This window comes from Actinacidiphila sp. bgisy145 (assembly GCF_057708125.1).
This window is the reverse complement of sequence record NZ_JBYIRL010000011.1, coordinates 165208-177276: the sequence shown is the minus strand read 5'-3', so window position 1 is coordinate 177276 and position 12069 is coordinate 165208. Positions and strand designations below refer to the sequence as shown.

11 protein-coding genes are annotated in these 12069 nt (G+C 73.8%); 6 read left to right on the top strand and 5 right to left on the bottom strand.

The genetic code is table 11. The features are described from left to right. Positions 1 to 333: 333 nt before the first annotated feature. The 3 genes from AC3ERT_RS12835 to AC3ERT_RS12825 all read left to right on the top strand — a co-directional run bounded on the left by AC3ERT_RS12835 (position 334) and on the right by AC3ERT_RS12825 (position 2131). Positions 334 to 738 (top strand): STAS domain-containing protein, encoded by a 405-nt coding sequence (locus tag AC3ERT_RS12835; protein WP_435131352.1) that lies wholly within the window; start codon positions 334 to 336, stop codon positions 736 to 738. A 110-nt stretch (positions 739 to 848) separates the two neighbouring features. Beyond that, entirely contained in the window at positions 849 to 1355 is a 507-nt protein-coding gene (locus AC3ERT_RS12830; protein ID WP_435131309.1) for an O-acetyl-ADP-ribose deacetylase, read from the top strand. 359 nt (positions 1356 to 1714) lie between these two features. Continuing rightward, a complete protein-coding gene (locus tag AC3ERT_RS12825) occupies positions 1715 to 2131 on the top strand; it encodes an ATP-binding protein (RefSeq protein ID WP_335970851.1) in 417 nt (138 codons plus the stop codon). 65 nt (positions 2132 to 2196) lie between these two features. On the opposite strand, the gene AC3ERT_RS12820 is transcribed toward AC3ERT_RS12825, so the two are convergent. Further along, positions 2197 to 3228 carry a GlxA family transcriptional regulator gene (locus AC3ERT_RS12820; RefSeq protein WP_435131307.1) on the bottom strand — a complete coding sequence of 344 codons (1032 nt, stop codon included), beginning with the start codon at positions 3226 to 3228 and terminating at the stop codon, positions 2197 to 2199. Between the two features lie 71 nt (positions 3229 to 3299). Between AC3ERT_RS12820 and AC3ERT_RS12815 the strand changes: the two genes are divergently transcribed. Then, positions 3300 to 4643 (top strand): MFS transporter, encoded by a 1344-nt coding sequence (locus AC3ERT_RS12815; RefSeq protein WP_435131306.1) that lies wholly within the window; start codon positions 3300 to 3302, stop codon positions 4641 to 4643. Between the two features lie 101 nt (positions 4644 to 4744). Here the strand turns inward: AC3ERT_RS12815 and AC3ERT_RS12810 are convergent, their stop codons facing one another. Both AC3ERT_RS12810 and AC3ERT_RS12805 read right to left on the bottom strand, forming a co-directional pair. Beyond that, positions 4745 to 5914 (bottom strand): flavin-containing monooxygenase, encoded by a 1170-nt coding sequence (locus AC3ERT_RS12810; RefSeq protein ID WP_435131305.1) that lies wholly within the window; start codon positions 5912 to 5914, stop codon positions 4745 to 4747. Between the two features lie 383 nt (positions 5915 to 6297). Next, entirely contained in the window at positions 6298 to 6945 is a 648-nt protein-coding gene (locus tag AC3ERT_RS12805; RefSeq protein ID WP_335970856.1) for a TetR/AcrR family transcriptional regulator, read from the bottom strand. A gap of 300 nt (positions 6946 to 7245) precedes the next feature. On the opposite strand from AC3ERT_RS12805, the gene AC3ERT_RS12800 reads away from it, so the two are divergent. Together AC3ERT_RS12800 and afsK are read left to right on the top strand one after the other, a co-directional pair. Beyond that, a complete protein-coding gene (locus AC3ERT_RS12800) occupies positions 7246 to 8034 on the top strand; it encodes a VOC family protein (protein ID WP_435131303.1) in 789 nt (262 codons plus the stop codon). Between the two features lie 256 nt (positions 8035 to 8290). Continuing rightward, positions 8291 to 10732, top strand: a complete 2442-nt coding sequence (gene afsK, locus AC3ERT_RS12795) for a protein serine/threonine kinase AfsK (RefSeq protein WP_435174052.1) — start codon at positions 8291 to 8293, stop codon at positions 10730 to 10732. 80 nt (positions 10733 to 10812) lie between these two features. Here the strand turns inward: afsK and AC3ERT_RS12790 are convergent, their stop codons facing one another. Both AC3ERT_RS12790 and AC3ERT_RS12785 read right to left on the bottom strand, forming a co-directional pair. Then, a complete protein-coding gene (locus AC3ERT_RS12790) occupies positions 10813 to 11316 on the bottom strand; it encodes a hypothetical protein (RefSeq protein WP_435131299.1) in 504 nt (167 codons plus the stop codon). 419 nt (positions 11317 to 11735) lie between these two features. Next, a complete protein-coding gene (locus tag AC3ERT_RS12785; RefSeq protein WP_335970863.1) occupies positions 11736 to 11942 on the bottom strand; it encodes a hypothetical protein in 207 nt (68 codons plus the stop codon). Positions 11943 to 12069: the final 127 nt, after the last annotated feature.

The window sequence follows — 12069 nt, the reverse complement described above, 5'->3', positions numbered from 1 at the left end:
CCGGCCCGTACGCTGCCTGCTCTGCCCTGTCTCGCTCTGTCCGGTCCTGCTCGGTCGTGCCCGGCCTGCCCGGGCCGTGCTCGGCCCGGCCCGGCTCCGCGCCGTCGTGCGCCGTATCCACGGCGGGGCGCGGGCACCTGCCGGTCCGACGTTACCCGGCACCCGGGAGGGTGTACGCGGCTTTGCACCAACCTGACACCGGATGTGACCGCTCCTGTCCGTCCGTTATCCGGGTGTGACCAGAAGATTGCGGGGTCACGACCGGGAGCGGGCATAGGGTCGTAGGACGGGAGAATCCGAGTCGACGGCGAGGCGAGGTGGGTACCGGTGCTGGTGACCCAGGCCGAGCGGGACGGCTGGGCGGTGGTCACGGTCGCGGGGGAGATGGACCTGACCTCGTCGCCCGCGGTCCGGCAGAAGGTGCACGAGGCGGTCGCCGACGGCCGGCGCAGTCTGGTGCTGAACCTCGCCGGCGTACGCTTCTGCGACTCCAGCGGGGTGGGCGTGCTGATCGGCGCCCGCCGGCTCATGCGGTCGTGCGCGGGCCGGCTGCGGATCGTGCTGCCGCAGGAGGGTGCCCAGCCCGGACCGGCGGGCGGGGCCGAGGCCGCCGCCGGCCACGGTGGGGAGGCGCACGTCAACCGGGTGCTGGCCGCGCTCGGCGTACGGCGGCTGTTCGAGGTCTACCCGGACCTGGACGCGGCGACCGACGACACCGCCCGGCCGCTGTCCGCCTGAACCGGAACCGGCCCTGAACCGGAACCGGGCCGGAACCTGAACCGGGCCCGGGCGCCGGAGCGGCGGGAAAACCGGTGCATCCGCGGCGCGGGGTGCCCGAGGATGGGCCCATGACCCGACTCACCTTCGTACGCGGCGACATCACCGAGGCGCCGGTCGACGCGGTGGTCAACGCCGCGAACTCCTCCCTGCTCGGCGGCGGAGGTGTGGACGGCGCCATCCACCGCAAGGGCGGCTCCGAGATCCTGGCCGCCTGCCGCGACCTGCGGGCGTCGCGCTACGGCCGCGGCCTGCCCACCGGCCAGGCCGTCGCGACCACCGCCGGCCGGCTGCCCGCGCGCTGGGTCATCCACACCGTCGGGCCGGTCTGGCAGCCGGACGAGGACCGCTCCGGACTCCTCGCCTCCTGCTACCGGGAGTCGCTGCGCGTGGCCGACGAACTCGGCGCCGCCACCATCGCCTTCCCCGCCATCTCCACCGGGGTCTACGGCTGGCCGATCGACGACGGCGCCCGCATCGCCGTACAGACCGTGCGCGCGACACCCACCTCCGTCACCGAGGTGCGCTTCACCCTCTTCAGCGAAGTCGCTTACGAGGCATTTGTCGCTTATGAGTAGTGCATGGGCGAGGCTGGGGCGGTGATCACGGAGCGTCCGCGGCGGGTTGTGTCCGATGCGTGACTTGTCAGGCGGTGGAGTCCGGGTGGTCCTCGGGTAACCTCCATCGGGTGCGCGTACGTTCCAGGCTTCCGCAGGAGGCCGCTCCGACCATCCGGAGCGGTGACGTGCCTGGCTGCGCGTCTCCCGGCCGGGGTCGGGGCGCAGTATGCGGTACGTCGGCCCTCCCGCGGGTGAATATGCCCGAAGCGCTTGTCGGTCAACCGGTCATCCGGCCAAGCTTGGTGACGCCTGTGTCACATACGGTGACGGCAGGCAGGCGCGAGGCGTCGGGTCAGCCGGTTCGGATGGTGTGAGCAGTGCAGATGCTTCAGATGCAACTGGAGGTCGGGGTCGACCCGGCGGAGGTCGGGCGCGCCCGGCGCTGGGCGCGGTCGCGACTGGTGGGCTCCGGGATAGGAGCCGACGAACCGGTCGCCGAGACACTGCTCCTGCTCATCTCCGAACTCGTCACCAACGCCGTGGTCCACACCGGCTGCCCGGCGGTGCTGCGCATGCTCTTCCCGACCGCGCCCGCCGCCCCGGTACGGGTCGAGGTCGCCGACGCCAGCGTCCTTCCGCCCGCCCCGCGCCACGCCGACCGTGACGAGACCGGCGGCCGCGGCCTCGAACTCGTCGACGGCCTCGCCGACCGCTGGGGCTGGCACCCCGAAGGCGCGGGCAAGCAGATCTGGTGCGAGGTCGACCGCTCCACCGCCGGCGCGCTCCTCACCTGACCTGGCTCGCCCCGCCCCGCCCCACCCCGCTCCTCCACACCAACCGCCCGGCCGCAGACCGCCCTTCAGCCGCGCGACGCCGCCTGGAACGTGCGCCGGTACGCCGTCGGGGACACCCCCAGCGCACTGTGGATGTGCTGTCGCAGCGACGCCCCGGTGCCGAACCCCGCCTGCCGCGCCACCTGGTCCATCCCGAGGTCGGTCGACTCCAGCAACTGCCGCGCCATCTCGATCCGCTGCTGCGTCAGCCACTGCCCCGGGCTCATCCCCACCTCCTCCCGGAACCGCCGCGTGAACGTCCGCACGCTCATCGCCTCCCGCTCCGCGAGCTGCCGCAACGTCACCGGCTCCGCCAGCCGCTCCAGCGCCCACACCCTGGCCCGCTCGGTGCCCGCCAACTGCGGCTCGGGCAGCGGCCGCCGCACGTACTGCGCCTGACCGCCCTCCCGGTGCGGCGGCACCACGGTCCGCCGGGCCACCCCGTTCGCCACCGCGCTGCCGAAGTCCCGCCGCACGATGTGCAGGCACAGGTCGATCCCGGCCGCCACCCCCGCCGACGTGAGCACGTCGCCGTCGTCCACGTACAGCACGTCCGGGTCCACCCGCACCCGGGGGAAGAGCCGTTGGAAGTGGGCCGCGCTGCTCCAGTGCGTGGTCGCCGGCCGCCCGTCCAGCAGCCCCGCCGCCGCCAGCAGGAACGATCCCGTGCAGATCGACACCACCCGCGCGCCCGGCCGGATCGCGTCGAACGCCGCCACCAGCTCGTCGCCGAGCCGGCCCTCCTCGTAGACCTCGCCCCACTCGTGCGACGCGGGCACCACCACCGTGTCCGCCTCGGCCAGCGCCTCAACGCCGTGCTCGACGGTGATCGCGAAGTCCGCGTCCGTCCGCACCGCGCCCGGACGCACGCTGCACGTCACCACCTCGTACAGCCCCGCGTGGCCCGGGTCCTGCTCCGGACGCCTCGCGGCCCCGAAGATCCGCAGCGGGATGCCGAGTTCGAACGGGATCACGCCGTCGAGCACGAACACCGCCACCCGGTGCCGCCCGCTGTCCCCGAAGACCCGCGCCCGCCCCGGCGCCGGAGATATCGCCATGGCCCGATCCTTTCACACCATGGCCCTCGGGCCACTCGTCGCCGGGGAACGCGCCTCCGACACTGAGCAACGTGACGCAGACATCCCGCACTTCCGCGACCGTGGCAGCGACCACGGCACCCGCCCCGCCCGGTGGCGGCGCCGGACCGCGCCGCCGCGCCCGCCCGCACCGTGCCTGGACCGTCGCCGCCGTCACCTTCGTGACCATCGTCGGCTCCGCCGCGTTCGCCTCCCTTCCCGGACTCCTGATCGACCCGCTGCACAGCGAGTTCGGCTGGTCGCGCGCCACGATCGGCCTCGCGGTCTCCGTCAACCTCGCGCTGTACGGGCTGACGGCGCCGTTCGCCGCCGCGCTGATGGACCGCTTCGGCATCCGGCGCGTCGTCGCCTGCGCGCTGCTGACGATCGCGCTCGGTGCCGGACTCACCATCTCGATGACCCAGGCATGGCAACTGGTGCTGTGCTGGGGCGTCCTGGTGGGCCTGGGCAGCGGTTCGATGGCGCTCGCGTTCGCCGCGACTGTCGCCAACCGCTGGTTCGTCGCCCGCCGCGGTCTGGTCACCGGCATCCTCACGGCCGGCGGCGCGGCCGGCCAACTGGTCTTCCTCCCTCTCCTGTCGTGGATCACCGAGCACCACGGCTGGCGTCCCGCCGCCGCGACGGTCTGCCTCGCGGCGCTCGCCGTCGTGCCCTTCGTCTGGCTGCTGCTGCGCGACCACCCCGCCGACGCGGGCGTGGCTCCGTACGGCGCGGCGGAGTTCGTCCCCAAACCCGCACCGGTCACCGGGGCGGCCGGGCGTGCGCTGCGGGCCCTTCTCCACGCGGCACGCGGCGGTACCTTCTGGCTGCTGGCCGGCAGCTTCGCGATCTGCGGTGCGTCGACCAACGGCCTGGTGAAGACCGACTTCGTGCCCGCCGCGCACGACCACGGGCTGCCCGTGACGACCGCGGCGTCCCTGCTCGCCGTCATCGGGATGTTCGACATCGCGGGCACGGTGGCCTCCGGATGGCTCACCGACCGTCTGTCGCCGAGGCGGCTGCTCGCGATCTACTACGGACTTCGCGGACTGTCGCTGATGTTCCTCCCCATGCTGTTCTCGGACACCATCCATCCCTCGATGGTGCTGTTCATCGTCTTCTACGGCCTGGACTGGGTGGCGACGGTGCCGCCGACGGTCGCGCTGTGCCGTGAGCACTACGGCGAGAACAGCGCGATCGTCTTCGGCTGGGTGCTCGCGGCGCACCAGATCGGTGCGGCCCTGGTCGCCTACCTCGGCGGGGTGGCGCGTGACGCGCTCGGCTCCTACGACGTCGTCTGGTACACCTCCGGTGCGTTGTGCGCGGTGGCCGCGCTGATGTCCCTGGTCGTCCGCCACCGGCCGGTCGCCGCGCCCGTGGTGGCGGTTACTGTCTGAACGCCCCGAATTTCAGTTCTAGTTCCGATTCGTGCCGAGTTCACCCGCTTGGCCGAACGCCGTGCGCGGGGCCTGCCCGGCGCGGGCCGCGCACACCCCCCTTACCGCGCGCGTGCGGCCGCGCGCGCGATACGGCGGGCGTCGATCGCCATCTCCCGGAACATCCCGCTGATCGGATTGGTGAACCCGGTGAAGTACAGCCCGGGCGCGTTCGCGGGCGTCCTGGCCCCGTGCACCACCGGACGGCCGCGGCCGTCGAGCACGCCGAGGTGGCCCACGAGCGGTTCGAGGCCCCGCCGGTAGCCGGTCGCGGCGATCACGGCCTCCGGCTCGATCCCGGAGCCGTCGGCGAGCTTCACCGTGCCGCCGTCGAACTCGGCGACGGCCGCGACGGGTTCGACCCGGCGCGATCGGACCGCCGCGATCAGGCCGACGTCCTGCACCGGGATGGAGCCCTCGCGCACCCGCGAGTACAGCCCGGTCACGGGCCGGGGCAGACCGTACGCCGACAGGTCGGGGACGCCGGCCTTCGCGACGTACGGCGCGAGGCGGTCCACCAGCCGCGTCGGCAGCCGCCGGCAGACGATGCCGCTGGCCTGCGCGGGCCAGCCGAACGTGGAGCGGCGCAGGATGTGCGGCACCGTCCGCACCGCCAGCCGCACCCGCCCGGCCCCGCCCTCCGCCAGGTCGACGGCGATCTCCGCGCCGGTGTTGCCCACGCCGACCACGAGCACGTCCCGCCTGGTGTAGGGGGCGGCGTTGCGATAGCGGGAGGCGTGCAGAAGATCACCGGGGAAGGTGTTCCGTCCCGGCCAGTCGGGTATGTACGGACTGTGGTTGTGGCCCGTCGCCACCACGACCACCGCCGAGGACAGGACGCGGCCCCCGGTCGCGGGCAGTTCCCAGCCCCCGTTCTTGCGCACCACGCGGCCGACTTCGATGCCGGTCGCGATCTCGAGTTCGTGGTGTTCCGCGTAGGACTCGAGGTAGCGCACCACGTCGTCGCGGCTCACCCAGCGGCCGTAGCGGCGCGGGATGGGCAGCCCCGGCAGAGCGGACAGCCGCCGTGTGGTGTGCAGGTGCAGCCGGTCGTAGTGGCCGCGCCAGGACGCCCCCACCTGTTCCGCGCGCTCCACCACGAGCGGCCGCAGCCCCTGCTGACGCATGGCCGCGGCCGCGGCCAGTCCGCCGGGTCCGGCGCCGATGACGATCGCGTCGGGTGCGGCGGTGGGTGGGGGGACCCGGTCGGTGGCGGTCGTGGGGTCGGCCATGGGGGCACTCCTGGAGCCTGGGTACGTCTGTCGGGAGCAAGGCGGTGACAGCCGGCAGGTGCGTTCCTGCGGGCGGGTGCGAGCGTAACCCCCGATGCCGGTCGAGCGGCATGGGGCGTTGCCCCCAGCCCACCTGCCCCCCTGCCCCCTTGCCCACCTTCCCTATGGCACCTGCCACTTGGCCCGCACCGGGGCCCCGGTCCCGGGCGCCGCCTGGGCTTCGTCCGGCCGCTGCCGCGCGCGTACGGTGCGCGGAACGCGACGACGCGGGCGCCGGCGGCCTCCCCCGAGACCTCGTGGCGCCCGCGTCGGGGCGTGGTGTTGCGGCAGGACTGGCGCGTGCGGGCCGAACGCCCGTGGCAGCGGCCGGCGTTGAGCCGCGGCTACTTCGGCGGTTTCTTCCCGGTGACACCGAGGTGCACCAGCAGCGCCAGGTTCGGCTTCAGGTCGGCCTGCTTGACGCCGGACCCGGTGAAACCTTTCTGGTGGGCGGCGACGGCGGCGAGCATGGCCACGAGCGAGCCGGCGACGGCCGGTGCGCTGACCTGCTTGTCGACCCTGCCCTTGCTCTGCAGTTCCTTGATGGACTCGGTGAGCGAGCCCGTCACGGAGTTGAGGATGCGGGTGCGAATCCGGTTGAAGCGCTTGTCGCCTTCGGCGGCACCGAGGTCGATCACCCGCAGGATGGCGTCGTTCCTCCGCCAGAAGGACAGGAAGCCGTCGACGAGTTCGTCCGCGGCCTGCGCGCCGGACTTGCCGACCCAGGAGCGGCCCGCGACCAGTTCGGTCAGGCTCGCCCCCTCCTTGGCCATTTCGTCTGCGAGTTCGAGGACGGCGCCTTCGACGTCGGGGAAGTACTGATAGAACGTTGCGGGGGAGGTGCCCGCCATCCGGGCGACGTCAATCACCTTGACATCCCGGTACGGCGACGTGCTGAGCATCTCGCCGAGGCAGTCCAGCAGCTTCTGCCGCGTGGCCTGCCCGCGGCGGCCCGCAACACGGCCGTCGACGGTGCGAACTTGTCCTGTCATGCCGTCAGTTTACCGACCCGTGATCGGCGCGCGATTTGGCGGCGTGCAAACGGGGACGCACTCGTTCCGCTTGGCGAACCTCCAGTTCAACGGCGCTTTCTCGCGCCCCGGGAGCCTCAGCGAAGCGCGGCGGTATTGTGGCAAATGGGTGTTTTGAACCCCCGGAGTCGGGCGCTCGAATAATTGACCATATGTTCGAATTGAAGCGCGCGTAGTGGGGAAGATCACTGATGACGGTGGCGCCGACAGCATGTCGCGGACACGCCGCGGGCCATCGCGCGGAGAGGAGAGGAACTGATCATGTCGGCATTCGGAGAAGGCGCCCCCTGCTGGGCCGACGCTTCACTGCCCGACCTCGCCGCGGGCCGGTCCTTCTACGGCGAACTGCTCGGCTGGACCTTCCAGGACCAGGGCGAGGAGTTCGGCCACTACACGATGGCCCTGCGGGACGGCGTGAAGGTCGCCGCCCTGATGGAGCGGAGGGAGCCGTCGGTGCCCCCCGCCTGGGGCGTCTTCCTCGCCGTCGCCGACGCCGCCGCTGCCACCGAGAAAGTCAGGGCGGCCGGTGGCCAGGTCGCCTTCGGGCCGGACCCGGTGCCGGACGCCGGAGTGATGGCCGGCGTCGTCGACCCGGGCGGCTCCTTCGTCGGACTCTGGCAGCCCGGCGGACACGAGGGCTTCGGCCTGGTCGGCAAGCCGGGGGCCTACGCCTGGTCGGAGAACCACACGCGGGACACCGGTCCCGTCGACTCCTTCTACGAGGAAGTGTTCGGATTCGAGTCCCAGCAGGTCGGTGACGGCGCCCACTTCGACTACAAGGTGTGGTCCGTGCCCGGCGCCGAGAACCCCTCGCTCGGCCGGCTGGGACTGGGCGGCCCCGCCGAGGACGCCCCGGTCGGTTACCAGGTCTACTTCGCGGTCGGCGACTGCGACGACGCGGCGGCCACGGTGCGCCGGCTGGGCGGCCATGTGCTGGTCGAGCCCACGGACTCGCCCTACGGCCGCACCGCGATCGTCGCCGACGACCAGGGAGCGCGGTTCGCCGTGATCGACCCGGAGCGGCGGTCGGACGCCATACCCGGCCGCTAGCACCCCGCCGCAGCCCCCGCGTGCCCGCCTGCCGGAGCCGGCCCGGCGCGGCGGATGGCCGCCGTGTGCGCGGGAGCGGATGATAACGACTTCGCTTACCGGGCGTGTCGTGAAGGCCGCGGGTTCGCAACCGGCGCCCATCCCAGGAAGAATCGGGTCCGTACCCTGGCACGGGAGCCAGCGACCGGCCGGACGAGGCCGGGAAGCACGGGGAACGGCCCGCGGACACCGCGGGCACGGGGAGGTGGCAGGGCAAGTGGTGGAGCAGCTTACGCAGCATGACCCGAGACGGATCGGCCCTTTCGAGGTGCTGGGACGGCTCGGCGCCGGCGGCATGGGGCTGGTCTATCTCGCCCGCTCGGCCTCCGGTCGGCGCGTGGCGATCAAGACCGTGCGCGCGGAGCTCGCCGAGGACCAGCTCTTCCGGGTGCGCTTCACGCGTGAGGTCGAGGCGGCCCGCGCGGTGTCCGGGTTCTACACCGCCGCCGTCGTCGACGCCGACCCGCGGGCCGCCGTGCCCTGGCTCGCCACCGCGTACGTCCCCGCGCCCTCGCTGGAAGAGATCGTCAACCAGTCCGGCCCGCTGCCCGCCCAGGGCGTGCGCTGGCTCGCCGCCGGGATCGCCGAGGCGCTCCAGTCGATCCACGCCGCGGGCCTGGTGCACCGGGACATGAAGCCGTCGAACGTCCTGGTCGTCGAGGACGGGCCCCGGGTGATCGACTTCGGCATCGCCTCCGGGGTGTCCAACACCCGGCTGACGATGACCAACGTCGCCGTCGGCACCCCCGCCTACATGTCGCCCGAGCAGGCCCGCGACTCCCGCAGCGTGCGTGGCGCCAGCGACATCTTCTCGCTCGGCTCCACCCTGGTCTTCGCCGCGACCGGGCACGCGCCCTTCCACGGGGCCAACCCGGTCGAGACCGTCTTCATGCTGCTGCGCGAAGGCCCCGATGTGACCGGGCTGCCCGAGGAGCTGCGCCCGCTGATCGAGTCCTGCATGCGGATGAAGGCCGAGGAGCGCCCCACCCCCGCCGACCTCCAGGCGCAGCTCGCCCCGCACCTGTTCTCCTCCGGCGGCGACGACACCGGCACCGCCTCCGCCTGGCTGCCGCCCGGCGCGGTCGCCCTGATCGAGGACCGGCACCGCAGCCGGATCGGGCCGGTGCAGAACGGCGGCCGCCCCGCCCGCCAGCCCGGCGCACAGGTCTCCGGCCCGCAGGTGCCCGTGCCGCCGAGGGCCCCCGGCGGCCGGCCGCCCGTACCGCCGGCGGCCCCGCAGGGCCCCGGGCAGCAGCAGTCCGGGCTGCTGCCGCCGCCGCCCACGTCGCCGCCCCGCCCGCAGCAGCCGCCCCGCAGCCCCGCTCCGCAGCACGCGGCCGCGTCCGTCCAGCTCGCCGGGTCCGCGCCGATCGGGCCCGGGCTGCGGCTGGCGCGGGCGGCCGACCTCAAGGCCACGGCCGGACCGGTGCCCGGCACCGAGTGGGTGCGCCCCCGCGGCGGCACCCACCACCAGGCGGAGGCCCCGCCCGCGTCCGTGGCCGGCATGCCGCGGCCGGCCGGCCCGCCGGGGGAGTGGCGGCCGTGGCGGTTCCGGATGTCGAACGACGTGTGGGGCACCCCCGTCGTGGCCGGCGGCCTGCTGTACGTCACGTCCTTCGAGGTGCACGCCCTCGACGTGGCCAGCGGGCGGCGGCAGTTCAAGACCCGGGACGTGGCCTGGACGATGGCGGTGGCCGGCGGCCGCATCCACGCCTCGGACGGGCCCAGCCTCTTCGCGCTCGGCGCGACCGACGGCGGCGAGCGGTGGCGTACCCCGATCGACGGCTGGGTGTACGCCGCGCAGGCCGACGCGGGCACCGTCGTGACCGGCATCCGCGGCGGCGTGGTGCAGGCGTGGGACGCCGAGCGCGGCACCCTGCGGTGGGAACGGGCCGGGGCGCAGACGGAGTTCGAGTCCCCCGATGCCGGGCCGGCCATCGCCGACCGGGTGGTCTACTACCAGGGCGGCGGCCTGCTGCACGCGGTGGACACGCTCAGCGGCGCCGAGCTGTGGTCGTATCCGGTGGGCGAGCCCGGTGCTGCCGGTTCCGTGGTCACCCGGCCGGTGGTCGCCGACGGCGTCGTCCACCTGACCGCCGGCACCCGCGTACTGGCCCTCGACGCGCGTAACGGCGCGGAGCGCTGGCACTTCGAGGCGCCCGCGGTGATGTTCGCACCGCCCGCGCACGTACCCGGCCCGGGCCCGACCGGCGGCGGGATCTACGTCGCCGACCACCTCGGCACGGTGTACGCGCTGGACCCGGCGGACGGCCGGGACCGCTGGCGGGTCGCCACCGAGCCGCGGCAGTCCCTGGAGCCGGTGGTGGTCGCCGCCGGCGGGGTCCACCTCGGCGCGGGCAGCGCCCTGTACACGCTGGACGCGGTGAGCGGGGCGCCGCGCTGGCGGTTCGCCGCGCAGAACGAGATCACCGGGTCGCCCGCGGTCGCCGACGGCCGGGTGCACTTCGGATCGAAGGACCACTGCCTGTACACGGTGGACGCGCAAGGCGGCCAGTTGCGCTGGCGGCTGGAGACCGGCGGCGAGATCACCGGCTCGCCGGTCACCGCCGACGGCGTGGTCTACGCCTGCTCCAAGGACCGCTGCGTGTACGCCCTGGACGCGGCGAAGGGCACCGGTTCGAGCTCCCGCCGGGCCTGAGGCTTCCGGCCTGACCGCCTGACCGCCTGACGGCCTGACCGGTTACCGCCTGACCGTGCCGAGCCCGCGCAGCAGCCCGCTCACGGCTCGGGCACCTCGTCCCGGGACAGCGGCTCGCCGGACGCCACCGCGTCCGGCGGGAGTTCCTGATCGGGGCTGCCGTAGCGGGCGCGGCGCAGCCCCGAGAACAAGAAAGCGCCGGCGAACAGCAGCAGCCCGCTGCCGACCGCGATGCCCGCACCCGAGCCCAGCCCGCCACCCCCGGCGGCCGGCCCGCCCGCGAACTGCGCCTGCCGCACCATCCACAGCACCGTGACACCCAGCACCAGGCACCCCGCCAGCCCCACGGCCGCCCACGACTGGGAGAGCACACCCAGCAGCGTCAGCAGCGCGGCGAAGCCCATGGGCAGGAAGAGGGAGCCGAGCAGGGCCGCGTCACGATCGGTGACGCCGACCCCCGTGAAGAGGTCGTCGACCCGGATGCCGGACCCGTGACGGCCGTCGTACCAGGCTCGGAAGGGGCACCAGACGGCGGCCGCCGCTCCTGCGAGCGCGAGCAGTGACCCCAGGATGTTGCGGACCATCGGGGTGCCACCGCCTCGTGTCGCTCACTCGGCCCCCACGTGGCCGACGGTACGCCGGGCGCGGCAGCCGTGCCAGGCGAGCGGGTGGCGGGACGGCACAGGCGCGGGCGGGGGCGGGGGGCGGTACACGCAGATCGGAACCCGCAGGTCGGACACGCGGCCCGGCGCCCGCAGGCGGGCACACGCAGGCGGGCACACGCAGGTCGGCCGCAGCGCCCCCTCCGCGCTGCGGCCGACCTGCCGCCCGGGCAGTGAGCCGGCCCCCTGAGCCGGCTCGTGCTGCCCCCCTTCCGGGCGGTTCCCCCTTTTTTCTCTCGCAGGCCTGGAGACCCCCATCCCCAGGCTTACGGGACCATGTCCGCGTCGGGCGGCCAGCCCCGGCACCCCGTTTCCGTACCGGGCGGAGCGCCTCGCGCGGATCAGTTCGCGGGCTCGGACTCGGTGTGCCAGTTGTTCGGCTTGACGAGAGCGGGCTTCTTGGGCGTGGACTCGTCCGCCAGCAGACCGTCCACCGCGTCCTCGGTCGTGCCCTCCGTGTGCCAGTTGTCCGGGTCGACCGCGGCGGCGGTCGGCGCGGTCGGCGGTACAGGATCAGTCGACTCGGTCTGCTGGTTGTCGGTAGTCATGGTCGTTCTCCTGCACTTGGGGACTGCTGTGGTGAAGCCCACCCGGCGACGACCCCCGTGCATCACCGGGCGGGCGGCTCGTGCGGTGAATCGAATCGTGGCAGGCGCCGATAATCAACCGATAAAC